The 14,741-nt window shown below is 60.1% G+C and carries 14 protein-coding genes and 1 tRNA gene; 10 read left to right on the top strand and 5 right to left on the bottom strand.

Going from position 1 to position 14,741, the window contains the following annotated elements; genetic code table 11:
* The first annotated feature begins 5 nt into the window (after nucleotides 1-5).
* On the top strand, nucleotides 6-719 hold the full coding sequence (gene purC, locus AC1Q9F_RS06345; RefSeq protein WP_007958019.1) for a phosphoribosylaminoimidazolesuccinocarboxamide synthase: 714 nt from the start codon (nucleotides 6-8) through the stop codon (nucleotides 717-719).
* 84 nt (nucleotides 720-803) lie between these two features.
* Nucleotides 804-893 (top strand) — tRNA-Ser (locus AC1Q9F_RS06340).
* 75 nt (nucleotides 894-968) lie between these two features.
* Here the strand turns inward: AC1Q9F_RS06340 and AC1Q9F_RS06335 are convergent.
* Complete coding sequence (locus tag AC1Q9F_RS06335) at nucleotides 969-1,865, bottom strand: DUF2950 domain-containing protein (RefSeq protein WP_492619741.1); 897 nt, start codon at nucleotides 1,863-1,865, stop codon at nucleotides 969-971.
* Nucleotides 1,862-3,262, bottom strand: coding sequence for a DUF3300 domain-containing protein (locus AC1Q9F_RS06330; protein WP_492619742.1), 1,401 nt, complete (start codon nucleotides 3,260-3,262; stop codon nucleotides 1,862-1,864). The genes AC1Q9F_RS06335 and AC1Q9F_RS06330 overlap by 4 nt, the downstream gene beginning before the upstream one ends.
* A 257-nt stretch (nucleotides 3,263-3,519) precedes the next feature.
* On the opposite strand from AC1Q9F_RS06330, the gene ppk2 reads away from it, so the two are divergent.
* A complete protein-coding gene (ppk2, locus tag AC1Q9F_RS06325; RefSeq protein ID WP_492619743.1) occupies nucleotides 3,520-4,344 on the top strand; it encodes a polyphosphate kinase 2 in 825 nt (274 codons plus the stop codon).
* 59 nt (nucleotides 4,345-4,403) lie between these two features.
* Here the strand turns inward: ppk2 and AC1Q9F_RS06320 are convergent, their stop codons facing one another.
* Entirely contained in the window at nucleotides 4,404-4,595 is a 192-nt protein-coding gene (locus tag AC1Q9F_RS06320; protein ID WP_213937303.1) for a YegP family protein, read from the bottom strand.
* Nucleotides 4,596-4,871: 276 nt separating this feature from the next.
* Between AC1Q9F_RS06320 and AC1Q9F_RS06315 the strand changes: the two genes are divergently transcribed.
* The 6 genes from AC1Q9F_RS06315 (at nucleotide 4,872) to AC1Q9F_RS06290 (ending at nucleotide 10,452) form a co-directional block, all read left to right on the top strand.
* Complete coding sequence (locus AC1Q9F_RS06315; RefSeq protein WP_492619744.1) at nucleotides 4,872-5,840, top strand: glycosyltransferase family 2 protein; 969 nt, start codon at nucleotides 4,872-4,874, stop codon at nucleotides 5,838-5,840.
* Between the two features lie 3 nt (nucleotides 5,841-5,843).
* Nucleotides 5,844-6,554 carry a class I SAM-dependent methyltransferase gene (locus tag AC1Q9F_RS06310; RefSeq protein WP_492619745.1) on the top strand — a complete coding sequence of 237 codons (711 nt, stop codon included), beginning with the start codon at nucleotides 5,844-5,846 and terminating at the stop codon, nucleotides 6,552-6,554.
* On the top strand, nucleotides 6,551-6,937 hold the full coding sequence (locus AC1Q9F_RS06305; RefSeq protein WP_492619746.1) for a GtrA family protein: 387 nt from the start codon (nucleotides 6,551-6,553) through the stop codon (nucleotides 6,935-6,937). The genes AC1Q9F_RS06310 and AC1Q9F_RS06305 overlap by 4 nt, the downstream gene beginning before the upstream one ends.
* The gene (locus AC1Q9F_RS06300; RefSeq protein WP_492619747.1) at nucleotides 6,934-9,030 is read left to right on the top strand and encodes a DUF6311 domain-containing protein; all 2,097 of its coding nucleotides are present in this window, start codon (nucleotides 6,934-6,936) and stop codon (nucleotides 9,028-9,030) included. The genes AC1Q9F_RS06305 and AC1Q9F_RS06300 overlap by 4 nt, the downstream gene beginning before the upstream one ends.
* Nucleotides 9,031-9,102: 72 nt before the next feature.
* The gene (locus AC1Q9F_RS06295; RefSeq protein ID WP_045121852.1) at nucleotides 9,103-10,029 is read left to right on the top strand and encodes a LysR substrate-binding domain-containing protein; all 927 of its coding nucleotides are present in this window, start codon (nucleotides 9,103-9,105) and stop codon (nucleotides 10,027-10,029) included.
* A 57-nt stretch (nucleotides 10,030-10,086) separates the two neighbouring features.
* The gene (locus AC1Q9F_RS06290; RefSeq protein ID WP_273896549.1) at nucleotides 10,087-10,452 is read left to right on the top strand and encodes a 5-carboxymethyl-2-hydroxymuconate Delta-isomerase; all 366 of its coding nucleotides are present in this window, start codon (nucleotides 10,087-10,089) and stop codon (nucleotides 10,450-10,452) included.
* A gap of 3 nt (nucleotides 10,453-10,455) precedes the next feature.
* Here the strand turns inward: AC1Q9F_RS06290 and AC1Q9F_RS06285 are convergent, their stop codons facing one another.
* Together AC1Q9F_RS06285 and AC1Q9F_RS06280 are read right to left on the bottom strand one after the other, a co-directional pair.
* Nucleotides 10,456-11,391, bottom strand: coding sequence for a LysR family transcriptional regulator (locus tag AC1Q9F_RS06285; RefSeq protein WP_085605584.1), 936 nt, complete (start codon nucleotides 11,389-11,391; stop codon nucleotides 10,456-10,458).
* A 209-nt stretch (nucleotides 11,392-11,600) separates the two neighbouring features.
* Nucleotides 11,601-12,785 carry a cyanate transporter gene (locus AC1Q9F_RS06280; protein WP_492619748.1) on the bottom strand — a complete coding sequence of 395 codons (1,185 nt, stop codon included), beginning with the start codon at nucleotides 12,783-12,785 and terminating at the stop codon, nucleotides 11,601-11,603.
* Between the two features lie 297 nt (nucleotides 12,786-13,082).
* On the opposite strand from AC1Q9F_RS06280, the gene AC1Q9F_RS06275 reads away from it, so the two are divergent.
* Nucleotides 13,083-14,732 (top strand): phosphoethanolamine transferase, encoded by a 1,650-nt coding sequence (locus tag AC1Q9F_RS06275; RefSeq protein WP_492619749.1) that lies wholly within the window; start codon nucleotides 13,083-13,085, stop codon nucleotides 14,730-14,732.
* The last annotated feature ends 9 nt before the right edge of the window (nucleotides 14,733-14,741 follow it).

The raw sequence follows: 14,741 nt of genomic DNA, 5'->3' as shown, positions 1-14,741 counted from the left end.
CCATCATGGAAAAACGTGAAGAACTCTACCGCGGCAAAGCCAAATCGGTTTACAAGACCGACGACGCTGACCGCTTGATCCTGCTGTTTCGCAACGACACTTCGGCGTTCGACGGCAAGCGCATCGAGCAGCTCGACCGCAAAGGCATGGTGAACAACAAGTTCAACGCCTTCATCATGCAGAAACTCGAAGCGGCCGGCATTCCGACCCAGTTCGACAAGCTGCTGGCCGACAACGAAGTGCTGGTGAAAAAACTCGACATGATTCCGGTCGAGTGCGTCGTGCGTAACTACGCCGCCGGCAGCCTGGTCAAGCGTCTGGGCGTCGAGGAGGGCATGAAGCTCAACCCGTACACCTTCGAACTGTTCCTGAAGGACGACGCCAAGGGCGACCCGTTCATCAACGAATCCCACGTCGTGGCTTTCGGCTGGGGCACCGCCGAGCAACTGGCGCGCATGAAAGAACTGTCGCTCAAGGTCAACGAAGTCCTGAGCAAACTGTTCGACGACGCAGGCCTCTTGCTGGTGGACTTCAAACTTGAATTCGGCGTGTTCAGCGACGGCTCCATCGTCCTGGGCGACGAGTTCAGCCCGGACGGCTGCCGTCTGTGGGACAAGGACACCAAGAAGAAGATGGACAAGGACCGCTTCCGCCAGGGCCTCGGTGACGTCATCGAAGCCTACGAAGAAGTCGCCAACCGTCTGGGCGTACCGCTTTAATCGACGCAAGCATCTGATAGCACGGAAAAAATTTCGTTTAGGGGTTTCCCATTCAGCGAAAGTGTTGTTATGATGCGCGCCGTTGGAGAGATGCCAGAGTGGCCGAATGGGACGGATTCGAAATCCGTTGTACCTTCACCGGTACCTAGGGTTCGAATCCCTATCTCTCCGCCATACATAGAAAAAGCCCCGTAGATGAAAATCTACGGGGCTTTTTCGTTTCCGATCCAACGCAATTCGCTACCCCAACTACTTCTGCCCCAAATCCACCACCTCCCAACTATCATCAGGATCAAACCGCGTCATCGCCTTCGCCACCTTCTCCCCACCCGGCCCGAGGTCCTTCTGAAACACCTGGCCCTCATGGCTGATCATGAAGCTCATCACGCCGGTGTCGTCATACTTCGCAGGCCAGGCGATCAAGGCGAACCCGCGACTCATCTTGTCTCCAATCAGATAGCTGTAAGCGCCGCCCGGGGCGGACGGGCCTTGGGCGTTGAGGATGCGGAAGTGGTAGCCGTGCCAGTCTTCGTCGTTGATGGCCTGGCCGAAGGCGGGGCCGAGGGGGCTGATCTGGTGGGTGTCGTCTTCTGGCCAGTAGAGGCCGTCGTGTTTGCCGGGGGAGCTGAAGATTTTCTGTGCGTATTCGAGGGCGCCGTCGCCGTCGCGGTCTTCCGAGGCGTAGTCCATTTGGGCGTCGTGGTAGGCCAGCGCCGATTGCACTGCCGCCAGTTCGTTACGGCCGATGCGGCGGGCGCGAATTTCGACCTGGGCGGCTTTCATGTCGAAGCGCCAACCGGTTTTGTCTTTGATGAGCGGGATGGGCAGCGTCCAGTGATCGGGCCCGACGGAGAGCACGGCCTTGCTGTCGCCGGTCTTTTCCAGGGTGTGCTGTTCGCGGTATTGCTGCAGGAAGGCATCGACATCGCTGCGCTGCACGCCTTCACGGGGAATGAAGCTGTGCCATTCCTCGCCCAGCAGTTCGGTCAGGCGTTTCTGATCGGCGTGTTGCGTACCGAGGGCTGCGACGAAGGCGTCAGCGGCTTTTTCCGGGGTTGGAAATACCTGCTGGGCCGAGGCGAAGGTCGACAATGCGAGGCCGGCCGTGAGGATCAGGCAGCTTTTGACCAGAGAATGAATGTTCATCGACGGCCACCTCCTCTCTGACGCATGCCCCCGCCGGATGGCCGGCTGATCTGATGTCCGGCGGCGCGTGAGGTGTTGGGACGTTGCGCGGAAATCTGGCTGGCCCGGCCGCGATCAGCCTGGACGCGGGTCTGTGACGGCGAGCGCGCGCCGGCGAAGGCGTTGTTGCGCGCACTGCCCGCTGCGGGTCGGGCTTGAGACGCACGGTTGTCACGTTGATTGGCGCCCGGCTGGCGCGCCTCCCGCGTGTTGCCCTGAGCGCGGTCGGCGGCTCTGGGCCTGTCCGCGCCGCCTTGCATGCGATTGCCGACATTGGCGGATTGCGCTTCGCGGACTTGATTGCGGGCTTCCCGATTGCTGGTGGCGGGGCGTTCGAAACCGGCCCTGTCCATCGAACTGCGCGCCCGTTCCCGAGCCTGCGCCCGTTGCGCGTTGTCTCCACGATAGGCGTCACGCTGAGCCGCGCCGTCCAGCTGCCGGCCATACTGCGCGCGGCTGCGGTTGTCACGATAGGGCACGCCATCGCGATGCACGGTGTTGTGCTGCCATTTGTTCTGGTTGTTGGTGATCCGGTTGTTGGCGTTGATGTTGTTGTAACGGTTCACATCGATGTCGATGTCGTTATTGCCCCAATCGCAGTTACCCCACAACGACGCGACGACCGCCACGCCCGTGCCGAAAGCCAGCCCGGCCACCAATGCCTGACCCGGGTAGTAAGCGGGTGGCGGCGGGTAATACACCGGCGGCGAGGCCGGATAAGGCCAGGTGCCGTAAGTGGTCGTCGGGTTATAGGTCGGGACGTAGACCACCTGCGGATCGGCGGGCTGAATGATGATGGTCGTGTTGTCGGCCGGTTTGGTTGTCCCGGCAGAGATGGGCGGCGTTACGTTCTGCACTGTCACATTCTGATATTGATTGCTCTGCAGGTTGCCCGCCGCCTGGGCCTGACGCCGCAAACGCTGAACGCCGGCCATGAGTTCGTCAGGCTGGGCCAGAAAGGCATCCCCCAGACGTTGTACCCAGACCGGATCCTGCCCCAGTGTCGCCAAGACCTGCGGGAACGCCACCAATGCCTGCACGCTGGGATCCCACGTCTGGCTGGCCACTTGCTTGACTGCGTCATCGCCCTTGGCGTCCGGATGCGCCTTGGACCAGGCTGCGGCTTCGGCGACTTCTCCCGGATACGTGGCGGCCATCAGCACTTGAGCAAGCAGTGGGTCGGGATACAGGGCAATCGACGCGAGCATCTGGTCGAGCTGCTCCGTGGTAAACACGGCATCTTTGGCCGGCGCGGTGGCCGCCGCCGGGGCCGCAGGCGCATCGGCGGCCTGCAACAAGAGCGGTGCAGCGCTCAAGGCGAGCATGAGCGACGCGGCACGCAAGAGCGAACTGTGCATGACCTCTTCCCCACATCCAGATGGCAGGTTTGCAACACGCGAGGCATCAACGGCCGACATCGGACGCTGCGCCGTGATGGAGAATGGTTGGCGATTGGCGTTCCGTCAAAAACTGCACAGGTTTTTTCGCAATAAGCACGTTGCCTGTGAGTGACCGCCCGCTAGCTTGCGTTTTGCGATAAATGACTAAACTTTCCGGTTCCAGGTCATGCAGTGCCAACGAGCCTGGCTGTCGCTCCAACCCGAGAGGTCTGGTCATGGCAAAGGGAAAGAAGAAAGACTCGCCCCGAGAAAAACCTGACGAACATACAAAACTGTCAAACAAGGACTACCTTGCGGAACTACGCCGCCTGCATATCGAACTGGTGAAAATGCAGGAATGGGTAAAAGCCGAAGGCATCAAGATCTGCATCATCTTCGAAGGCCGTGACGGTGCGGGCAAGGGTGGCACCATCAAGGCGCTGACCGAGCGGGTCAGCCCGCGGGTGTTTCGTGTCATCGCGTTGCCGGCGCCGACCGATCGTGAGAAGAGCCAGATGTACATGCAGCGCTACCTGCCACATTTGCCGGCGGCCGGCGAAGTGGTGATCTTCGATCGCAGCTGGTACAACCGCGCCGGCGTCGAGCGGGTGATGGGCTTTTGCACGGACAAGGAGGTCGACAAGTTCCTCAAAGCCGTGCCGCTGGTGGAGCGCGCAGTTGTCGGTTCCGGCGTGATCCTGCTCAAGTACTGGTTGAATGTCAGTCAGGAAGAACAGACCCGACGCCTGGAGGCGCGCATTGTCGACGGGCGCAAGGTCTGGAAGCTTTCACCGATGGACCTCAAGTCCTACAGTCGCTGGTATGACTACTCCCGGGCGCGGGACGACATGATCGAAGCGACCGACACCGATTACGCACCCTGGCTTGTGGCCAACTCGAACGACAAGCGTCGGGCGCGGCTCAATATCATCTCCGACCTGCTCAGTCGCATCCCTTACAAAGAGGTGCCGCGAGAGAAGGTGACATTGCCCAAGCGGCAGAAACCGGGGGGTTACAAAGAGTCGGATTATCCGTTCCGGCACATTCCCGAAAGGTTCTGAAGCAATTTCAGATGTCGCCGGAGCTGCCAACACAGGCAGCCCGGCGTCTTGGGCAGTCCTCAGATCTCCTTGACCGGGGTCTCTCCGTGGACACCCTTGATCAACTCGATCACATGCAGACAATCCGCCTTGTTCACATACGATTCGCCACTGGCGACCGTCTCGTGATTCCCCGCCCTTAATCTCCAGCGCCATTGGCCCTTGCCGGTGCTCGGGGTGCCTTTGGATTGCCTGTAAATCTCGAAATACATTCAGTTCGCTCCATGCGATTTATGTGCGACAACCTGTGTGACGCCTCGACGCAAGCCTAGCGGAGCGCGGATTTTTGGCTATCGGGGATTTGTTTCCAATCGTTCGTGGATGTTTCTGAAAGGTGCGGGCCAGAGCGCAGGGATCGTCCTCCGGATTGGCCGGAACGCCCTCGTTTCACCCTTGCATGACATTCCGGGCTGCTGCTTAATACGGGGCGGCTCATGGCGTCGAATGTCGTTCGACGACCGACAAACACTATAAGAAAGAGCAGTCCATTGACCCATTCGCACGGAACGCAACACGCGGGCCCGGTGACGTTGTCGCTGGTAGTGCCCGTATTCAATGAAGAGGACAGCCTCGACGGCTTTCTCCTGCGCATTCGGCAGGTGTTCGAGCGCGAGGCGCTGGTCGAACTGGAACTGGTGTTCGTCAATGACGGCAGTTCCGATACAACGCTGGAACGTCTCCTGAACTGCCAGCAGAGCGATTCGCGTATCCGCATCGTTGATCTGAGCCGCAATTTCGGCAAGGAAGCGGCGCTGTCCGCCGGTTTGCAGGTCGCCACGGGGCAGATCGTGGTGCCGATCGATGTCGATCTGCAGGACCCGCCCGAGGTCATTCTGCAAATGATCGAACTCTGGCGCGAAGGTTTTGAAGTGGTGCTCGGCCACCGCATCAGTCGGCGCAACGACTCCTGGGCCAAGCAGACTTCCGCCAGTTGGTTCTATCGCCTGCACAACAAAATTGCCGAACAGGCATTACCGGAAAACGTCGGTGACTTCCGGCTGATGGATCGCTGCGTGGTCGACGCGCTGCTGACGCTGCCCGAATCCCGGCGTTTCATGAAAGGCCTGTTCGCCTGGGTCGGTTTTCGCACCACCCAGGTCGAGTACGAACGTCCGGAGCGGGCGGCGGGGCAGAGCAAGTTCAATGGCTGGCGGCTGTGGAATTTCGCCCTCGAAGGCATCACCAGTTTCAGCACCGAACCGTTGCGGATCTGGACGTATCTGGGGGCGCTGGTCTCTCTGGTGTCGTTCGCCTTTGCGATGTTCATTGTGGTGCGCACGCTGATCCATGGCGTTGACATGCCCGGCTACGCCTCGCTGATGGTTGCCGTGACGTTTCTCGGCGGCTTGCAGTTGATCGGCATCGGCGTGCTCGGCGAGTATCTGGGCCGCACTTATATCGAAGCGAAGCGCCGGCCGGTTTTCCTGGTGCGCCGCATTTATGAATCCAAGGACTGACAGATGGATCTCAAGGAAACCGATATCCTCGGCGACAGCATCGGCGAGCATTGGTATTACTGCTCCAAAGCGGCCGCGACCCGCCGTTTGCTGGGTGAAGCGCCGATCAAACGAATTCTCGACGTCGGCGCCGGTTCAGGATTCTTCTCCCATCATTTGTTGACCCACACGACGGCGCGCGAAGCTTGGTGCGTGGACATCAGCTACCCGGCCGACTCGAGCGCCACCACCGCCGGAAAACCGGTGCATTACCGTCGCTCGATCGACAGCGTGGACGCTGATCTGGTGTTGCTGATGGATGTGCTGGAGCACGTCGATGACGATCTCGGCCTGCTCAAGTCCTACGTCGACAAAGTGCCGAGCGGCAGTCGCTTCCTGATGACCGTGCCGGCATTCCAGTTCATGTGGAGCGGGCACGATGATTTCCTCGAACACAAGCGTCGCTACACCCTGGGGCAATTTGAGGCTCTGGCGGGCAACGCCGGATTGACGGTGGAGCGGGGCGCCTATTATTTCGGAGCGGTGTTCCCGCTTGCGCTGGCGTCGCGCCTGATACCCGGCAGCGCTCGGGGTTCGGCACCGCGTTCGCAGCTGAAAAAACATCATCCGCTGGTCAATACACTGCTCAAAACCCTGTGCAGTCTCGAGCTGCCGGTGATGGGCATCAACCGAACAGGCGGTCTGAGTGTGTTCGTGCTGGCGCGCAAACCGTGACGCCCGTCGGGAAATCCGCCTTGATTCAGCGCGGTTTGCGCTTTGCCGTGACCGGTCTGTTTGTCACCGCATTGCATGCGTTGGTGGCGGTGCTGTTCATCAACTTCGTCAGTCCCCAGCCTCCGTTGGCCAACGGTGTGGCCTTCGCGGTGGCGACGGTGGTGTCCTACGTGATCAACACCACCTGGAGTTTTTCTGCGCGCCTGCACGGTAAGACCTTGCTGCGCTTCATGCTGGTTTCGGCGGGCGGCTTTCTGTTGGCGATGTTCGTGGCGTGGGCGGCGCAGATGGCCGGGCTGCATTATCTGGCGGGTATTGGTGCGGTGGCGCTGACGATTCCGGCGTTCACGTTCGTACTGCATAACTTCTGGACGTATCGATGAAGGATTCACGCGAGCATCCGGCTCTATTTCTGTTGCCGTTGTTATTGGGTGTGCTGGTGTTTTTTCTGGTGGTCGGACCGCAGGCGCTGAACCCACAGAACATCGCCTGGCTGGAGCAGGGCGATCCGGCGACGCATTATCTGGGCTGGGTATTTTTCCGGCATGCGCCGTGGACATTTCCTCTCGGGCTCAACCCGTACTATGGATTGGAGTTGGGCAGCGCGATCATTTTTTCCGACTCCAATCCACTGCTGGCGATATTGTTCAAACCGTTCAGTGCCTGGTTGCCGGGCACCTTTCAGTACTTCGGGTTGTGGCTGCTGGCATGCTGCGTCCTGCAAGCCTGGTTTGGCTGGAAGCTGATCGGACTGATCACGGCCAATCCCTTGATTCGACTGCTGGGTGCCGGGCTGCTGGTATTCTCGCCAGCGATGTTTCTGCGCATGGGCGGGCACCTTTCTCTGGCGGGCCATTTCCTGATCCTGGCGGCGCTGTACCTGGCGCTGGTGCCAAACCTGCGCCGACGGCGCCTGGCCTGGGGAGCCTTGCTGGCGGTGACGGCATGGGTGCACGCCTACCTGCTGGCCATGGTTGCGCTGATCTGGGTCGCGGATCTGCTGGGCAAGATATTCAATCAGTCTTTGAGCCGGCGCCAGGGGGTGATCGAAGGGGGCGTGCTTTTCGCTCTGGTTAGCGTGTGCTGCTGGCAGGCCGGCTATTTCAGCATCGCTGATGGCGCGGCATCCGGTGGCTTTGGTTTGTACCGAATGAACCTGCTGTCGCCGGTCGACCCGGCCGGCTGGTCATTGATCCTGCCCGATCTGCCAAAGGGGGACGGGGATTACGAAGGTTTCAACTACCTTGGCCTGGGCATCCTCTTGTTGGTGCCGCTGGCGCTGATGGCCTGGTTTCGAAATCGCCAACCCTTGCGGGATCAGGTGCGCGCACGTCCATGGCTGTTGATGGCGCTGTTCGGTTTATGGCTGTTCGCATTGTCGAATCAGATCGGCATCGGGGCGTGGAACCTCGGTTATCCGCTGCCAAAAAGTCTTGTCGCGCTGGCCAGTATCTTTCGTGCTTCGGGCCGAATGTTCTGGCCGGTTCTGTACGTCTGCATCCTGGCTGCGATTTTTCTGGTGGTGCGCGGTTATCGGCCGCGTATCGCCATCGGTCTGCTCGCGGTGGCGCTGCTGATCCAGGTCGCCGATACCCGCAGCGGCTGGATGGGGCTGCGGCAGGGAAAAATGGTGGCGCCTTCGTCGCTCTGGGCCAGCCCGATGACTGATCCATTCTGGGCAAGTGCCGCTGCGCGTTATGCCAATGTCCGCAGCCTGATGCCACAGAATCAAGGCGAGCGCTGGCAGATGATCGCCGGTTTCGCAGCGACCCACGGGATGAAAACCGATGCGGTCTATCTGGGGCGCATGAGCACTTCGGCGCTGACGCGAGCACAGCAGAAAGCACGCGCGATGCTCGATTCGGGGCAGTACGACGCGGACTCCCTATATCTCCTGGACGACGATGTTCTGGCCGATGCCTCCAGAACCATCAACAGTGAAACAGATTTGCTGACACGCGTGGATGGGGTGACGGTGCTGGCGCCGGGCTGGAAACGGTGTGCGCAGTGTCTGGTCGTGCAGGATGAAGGGCGACGGATGTCACTGATCCCGCTCACTCGCCCGGGGCAAGCGCTGACTTTCAATTATCGCAACCGACAACTGGCCAGCGGCTGGTCGACGCCGGAAAACTGGGGGACGTGGACGGAAGGGCTGCAGGCGAAAATCGAATTGCGGGTGTTGCCGCCAGCGCGTTTGATCGTGATCGACGCATTGGCATTCATACAGCCCCGGCACCCCGGCCAGCGGGTGATCGTCAGTCTGAACGGCCAACAGGTACTGGAGACCCGTTTGACGCAGTTTCAAGGCAATCGCCTGGAAATCCCGATCAGCGCCGCGCTCAGCCAGCGCCTCGGGAACGATGACCGGCTCTATATCGAATTGCAGTTGCCGGATGCCGTCAGCCCCCGACAGCTGGGTATCAACGACGATTCGCGGATCATGGGCCTGGGGCTGAAGACGTTGACGGTGCAATGACGCACCGTTTCGATGGACGCCGGCCCCACGGCCTTTCTACACTGCCGCAATCTGGGGATCGGGGGGCAATGGATGAACCGCAATGAACTACGCAAGGCCGACATCAACCTGATGGTGGTGTTCGAGACCTTGATGCTCGAACGCAACGTGACCCGGGCCGCCGAGAAGCTGTTTCTCGGCCAGCCGACCATCAGCTCGGCGCTCAACCGTCTGCGCACCATGCTTAACGATCCGTTGTTCATCCGCGTCGGCCATCGCATGGAGCCGACCGCCCGCGCCGAAGATATTTATCGCCACCTGAAACCCGCACTCGACTCGTTGTCGGTGGCGCTGAGCCTGACCCGGGATTTCGATCCTGCCGTCAGCACCATGACCTTTCGCATCGGCCTGTCGGATGACGTTGAATTCGGTCTGCTCCCGCCGCTGTTGCGTGCCTTGCGCCAGGAGGCGCCGAGCGTGGTGTTCGTGGTGCAGCACGTCGATTACTGGCGGATTCCCGATCTGCTGGCCGCCGGCGATATCACCGTCGGCATCAGCCAGACCCGCGGCTTGCCGGCCAATGCCAAACGCAAATTGTTGCGACACATCCAGCCGAGCATCCTGCGCGCCGACAAGTCCGACACGCCGCTGACCCTCGATGAATATTGCGCACGCCCTCACGTGCTGGTTTCCCACACCGCCAATGTCAGTGGCTACGCCGATGAGTGGCTGGCGGACATCGGTCGCACCCGTCAGGTGGTGTTGTCGGTGCCGCAATACAGTTCGTTGCCGGCGCTGCTGGCCGGCACCGATCTGATCGCCAGCCTGCCGGACTACACCGCCGACGCCATGGCCGCTTCCGGGTTCTTGTTCAAGGAGCCGTTTCCGTTCAAGACCCCGACCCTCGACCTGTCGATGGTCTGGCTCAGCCACGTTGACAGCGACCCGGCCGAGCGCTGGCTGCGTTCGCGGCTGGAGCAATTCATGAGTGAGCGCCCGGTGATGTCGTCGCTGGCGTGAGTCAGGCGTTGCTGTGTTATATGTACGACCTTTCCGCCGAACCACTGGAGCACCGAGATGCCACACCTGCACCTGGAATACACCGCCAACCTGCCGCAACTGAACGCCGACGTGGCGTTGATCCGGCTCAACAACACACTGGTGGGTTCCGGTCAATTCGGGGCGGAGTTCGATATCAAGAGCCGTGCGCTGAAGGTTGAAACCTTTAAGGTCGGCACCGCCATGAACGAGCGCGCCTTTGTCGCGGTGAGGCTGGCGCTGCTCAGCGGGCGTTCTCCGGAGATCAAGAAGCAGCTGTCGCAGAGCCTGTTGGCGGTGCTTCAGGATCTGTGCGAATGGCCGGCCGGGGTCGAGGTGCAGTTGAGTGTGGAACTGCTGGACATCGACCGCGAGTCCTACAACAAGACTGCCATCGGCGTGTAAGACTCAGGCTGCTTCCAGCTCCGCGCAGGTCTTGATGACCTGCTCGCGCAGCCAGAGGTTGGCGCTGTCCTGATCGACGTTGTGGCTCCACTGCATGTCGAGGGTGAAACCCGGCAAGCCGTTCGGCGCCTCGCAGTGGTTGAACACTGCGTCGTTGGTCAGCAAACGCTGGATCCGCCGGGGCAGGGTCAGGATGAAATCCGTGCCGGTGATCATCTTCAACGCCGCGCTGTAACTGTTGGAGCGGGCGACGATCTGGCGCTTCTGCGCCTGCCGCGCCAGCCAGCCATCGACCATGTTGGTGGTCGACGTCCACGGTGTCGGGAACACATGCCGGCGTTCGGTGAAAGCTTGCAGGCTCAGGCGTGGCTCCAGTGGCGTGGCGCGTTTGTCGAAGACGCAGACCAGGTCATCTTCCAGCAGCATGCGTGATTTCAGGTCGGCATGGCTGCGATGGAAGTGCGGGCCGAAACAGATCACCAGATCGAGGCTGCCGTCGCGCAACTCCTCGACCGGCACGTCGGTTTCGAACTTGTGCATGTTGACCATCACCGGCAAGTCATCGAAGTCAAAGCGCTTCAACATCCGCGGCAGGATCAGTTGCTCGAAGTATTCCGGGGCGCAGATGTTGAAAGTCACCGGTTGCGCCATCGGATCGAAAGTCGGGGCGCCGGCGTGGCAGAGGTTGATGCTTTCGAGGATTTTCTGCACATGGCCATACATGCTGCTGGCCTTGTAGGTCGGACGCATGCCCGTGCGGGTGTTGACGAACAAATCGTCTTCGAAGCTGGTGCGCAGTTTTTTCAGGCAGTAACTGACGGTGGACTGGCTGACGAACAGCGCCTCCGACACGTCGGTGACGCTGCTTTGCTCATACACGGCGACAAACACCATGAGATCCTGCATGTCGAGCTTTCTAAGCAAGTTACTGTTCAGCATCCGTTCTGTCTCGCTGTGCTCCTTGCGCCGAATCCGCGCAAACGTGTGCGCATGATCGTAACGGAACGATGGTGCCAGGAGAAAGCCCTGTAGGACTTTTCACGGTCAGTTGTGGGACAGAAAGTTTTAGTAACACGACGTACACAATCAAACCCGGAAAAGCTGGCCAGAAGCCTTTATCCAGACGGGTCGGCCTGCCATTCGCCCGATCAGCCCATGTGTCGGGCGTAATGCCGTGGGTTGAAACGCAGCACCATCAGCAGCATGAGCGCCACCACTGCCGTCAGTGACCACCAGGCCCACTCGAAGCTGCCCAGTTGATCGCGAACTACGCCGGCCATCAGCGGCGAGAGCCCGGCAATCAGGTAGCCGATGCCCTGTACGAACGCGGTCAGCCCGCCGGCACGTTGCGGTTCGTCGAGGTGATCGAGGGACACGATCAGGCTCATCGGGAACAGCCCGCCGATGCCCAGACCGAGCAGGCAGGGCCACAGGAGGCTCAGGTACTGCGGGCTAAGTATCAGCCCCAGGAATCCGGTGATGATCAGACCGAGCAGGGCCCCAAGCACCAGGCGTCGGTCACGGCTGCGATTGGCGATGGCCGGCACCACCAGCCCGGAAATCACCTCCATGGCCGTCAGAAAACCCAGCATCAGGCCGGCGTTTTGTTCGCTCCAGCCCTTTTCCACGTAGTACGGCGCCAGCCAGGCGAGCACGCAGGTGTAGGACGCGGTGCCGAGACCGAAGAAGATCGCAAGCAGCCATGCGCGGGAATTCGTGAAGAAGGATTCTTTTCTGACAACAGATCGAGTGGTGTCCGGTGACGTGTCACGACTTGCCCACCAGACAGGAATGGCGAGCAGTGCCAAAAAAGCCCAGACCGCCAGCCCCGCCCGCCAGTTGCCGGTCTGCATCATCACCCACGGTGCGAACGAAGCGGCCAGCGCCGCGCCGCCCATGATCGAAGTGACGTAAAGCCCCATGCATAGCGCCACGTTGTCGGGAAACCGCGATTTGATCAGCGCGGGCATCAAGGCCTGGATCAGTGCAATGCCGATCCCGGCCAGAATGGCGCTGGCGATCAATCCGCCCGCTGAGTCGAGAAACAGCCGCGACAGCGTCGCCGCGCCGATGATCAACAACGACAGCAGCACCGTGCGCTGTTCACCGAGGCGCTGGCTGACCGCCATGCCGAAAAACATCGCCAGCCCCATCGCCATCACCGGCAGCAGGGTCAGCAATGCTGCGAGACTGAAACTCAGCGCCATATCGCCGCGAATGGCCGAGATCAAGGGCCCGACCGCTGCCATCGACGGGCGCAGGTTGAGGGCGACGAGGATGATGCCGATCATCAGCCAGACAGCGGGGCGGGCGGTGGCGCGGACGTTTTCCATCTTCAGACCTTTGAACCAGAGGCGGTCGATTAGGCGGGCTGGCGGGCGGGGCGGCAAATCAGAAAATTGGGAGCGGTATCGAGAAATTCGATACGGCTCCACGTCGCCCGCGACTGAACCACAGCTGAACCATTCTCAAATACTCCGAAAGTTTCATGGTTATTTCATGGGCCAACTAATCGTTGGCTTCTTTTTCACAAAAAATTGATGGTTGCCTGCTTAAAGTTTGTGTTGTCTGAGTCAATGAAATTTTCACAATTGACGACGGCACTTCTTTCAAGGAAATAGCCCCTCGCCATGTTCAAGTTAAAAGCCGTGCGCCCGGAATGGGTGACGTTGTTTGCCAGCGCCTTTCTTTTGACCGGATTCAATTTCGTTCTCTGGCAACACCTGTTCGATATCACCGCTGCGGACGGCAAGGGCATTGCCATGCGCATTGCGTTCGGGGTGATGATCTTCGCGGCGTATAACATCGTGCTGACGTTGCTGGCGTTTCGACCCGTGTTGAAACCAGTGTTGACGTTGTTGTTTATGGTCAGCGCCGGCGTGGCTTATTTCATGAGCCAATACGGTGTATTGATCGATGCCGGCATGTTTCGCAACTTTGCCGAAACCAATGCCACTGAAGTGCGCGATCTGCTGTCTTTGAAGTTACTGGCTTATATCGTTTTTCTGGGTATCTTGCCGTCCTGGTTGTTGTGGAAAGTTCCAGTCAACTATCGTCGCTGGCATCGCGAGTTATTAAGTAAAGTTGTGGTAAGTGTCGCGTCGGTCGCGGTCATTGGCGGCGTTGCGCTGGCCAATTATCAAGGGTTGTCGTCGCTGTTTCGCAATCACCACGAAATTCGCCTGATGCTGGTGCCGAGCAACTACATCGGCGCCTCGGCCGGTTATCTGCGTGAGCAGGTGGCTTCGGCGCAGCAACCGTTCGTCACGATCGGCGAAGACGCCCAGCGCAACGTCGCCGCGCAGAACCATCCGCGCAAATCCCTGACGGTGCTGGTAGTGGGGGAAAGTGCCCGGGCGGAAAACTTCGGTATCCTCGGTTATGACCGCGACACCACGCCGAAACTGGACAAGGAAGCCGGCCTGATCGCCTTCACCGACGTGCATTCCTGCGGCACGGAAACCGCCGTGTCGGTGCCGTGCATGTTCTCCAACATGGGCCGCAAGGATTACGACGCCAGCAAGGCGAAGAATGAAGAAGGATTGCTGGACGTGCTCAAGCGTGCCGGGATCGACGTGATCTGGCGCGACAACCAGTCCGGCTGCAAGGGCACCTGCGATCGCGTCACCCTCCAGGACGTCAGCAATCTTAAAGACCCGGCGCTGTGCGCCAACAGCGAATGCCGCGATGAAATCCTGTTACAGGGCCTGCAAAGTTTCATCGATCACCTGGACAAGGACACCGTGCTGGTCCTGCACCAGATGGGCAGCCATGGCCCGGAATACTTCAAGCGCTATCCGAAGGAATACGAGCGCTTTACCCCGGTGTGTGAAAGCAACGCGCTGAACAATTGCAGCCGCGAAAGCATCGTCAACGGTTACGACAACACGCTGGTGTACACCGACCATGTGCTGTCGAGCCTGATCGATGTGCTGCGCAGCAATCAGGACAAGGTCGATACCGCCATGCTGTACCTGTCCGATCACGGTGAATCCCTGGGCGAGTACAACCTGTTCCTCCACGGCACGCCGTACATGCTGGCGCCGGAGCAGCAGAAACACGTGGCGATGCTGGCGTGGTTCTCCGACAGCTATCAGAAGTCCTACTCGGTCGACACTCATTGCCTGCAAATGAGCCGCGACAAGCCACTGAGCCAGGACAATCTGTTCCACTCGATGCTCGGTCTGCTGGAAGTGCAGAGCAAGGTCTACCAGCCCGATCTGGACATGTTTGCCGGCTGCCGGGGCGCGGTGATCGACGGGGTGTTGGCCAAGGACTGAGCCGGCAGA

The sequence above is a fragment of the Pseudomonas sp. GW823-FHT04A03 genome (genome assembly GCF_058796615.1).
This window is presented reverse-complemented; position numbering and strand designations above follow the sequence as displayed.

What these genes read in the sequence shown, in the direction of transcription:
- AC1Q9F_RS06335 (WP_492619741.1), bottom strand. Translation starts at nt 1,865, where the DNA reads ATGAACATTCATTCTCTGGTCAAAAGCTGCCTGATCCTCACGGCCGGC.
- AC1Q9F_RS06275 (WP_492619749.1), top strand. Translation starts at nt 13,083, where the DNA reads ATGTTCAAGTTAAAAGCCGTGCGCCCGGAATGGGTGACGTTGTTTGCC.
- AC1Q9F_RS06300 (WP_492619747.1), top strand. Translation starts at nt 6,934, where the DNA reads ATGAAGGATTCACGCGAGCATCCGGCTCTATTTCTGTTGCCGTTGTTA.
- AC1Q9F_RS06330 (WP_492619742.1), bottom strand. Translation starts at nt 3,262, where the DNA reads ATGCACAGTTCGCTCTTGCGTGCCGCGTCGCTCATGCTCGCCTTGAGC.
- AC1Q9F_RS06310 (WP_492619745.1), top strand. Translation starts at nt 5,844, where the DNA reads ATGGATCTCAAGGAAACCGATATCCTCGGCGACAGCATCGGCGAGCAT.
- AC1Q9F_RS06280 (WP_492619748.1), bottom strand. Translation starts at nt 12,785, where the DNA reads ATGGAAAACGTCCGCGCCACCGCCCGCCCCGCTGTCTGGCTGATGATC.
- purC (WP_007958019.1), top strand. Translation starts at nt 6, where the DNA reads ATGGAAAAACGTGAAGAACTCTACCGCGGCAAAGCCAAATCGGTTTAC.
- AC1Q9F_RS06290 (WP_273896549.1), top strand. Translation starts at nt 10,087, where the DNA reads ATGCCACACCTGCACCTGGAATACACCGCCAACCTGCCGCAACTGAAC.
- AC1Q9F_RS06295 (WP_045121852.1), top strand. Translation starts at nt 9,103, where the DNA reads ATGAACCGCAATGAACTACGCAAGGCCGACATCAACCTGATGGTGGTG.
- ppk2 (WP_492619743.1), top strand. Translation starts at nt 3,520, where the DNA reads ATGGCAAAGGGAAAGAAGAAAGACTCGCCCCGAGAAAAACCTGACGAA.
- AC1Q9F_RS06285 (WP_085605584.1), bottom strand. Translation starts at nt 11,391, where the DNA reads ATGCTGAACAGTAACTTGCTTAGAAAGCTCGACATGCAGGATCTCATG.
- AC1Q9F_RS06320 (WP_213937303.1), bottom strand. Translation starts at nt 4,595, where the DNA reads ATGTATTTCGAGATTTACAGGCAATCCAAAGGCACCCCGAGCACCGGC.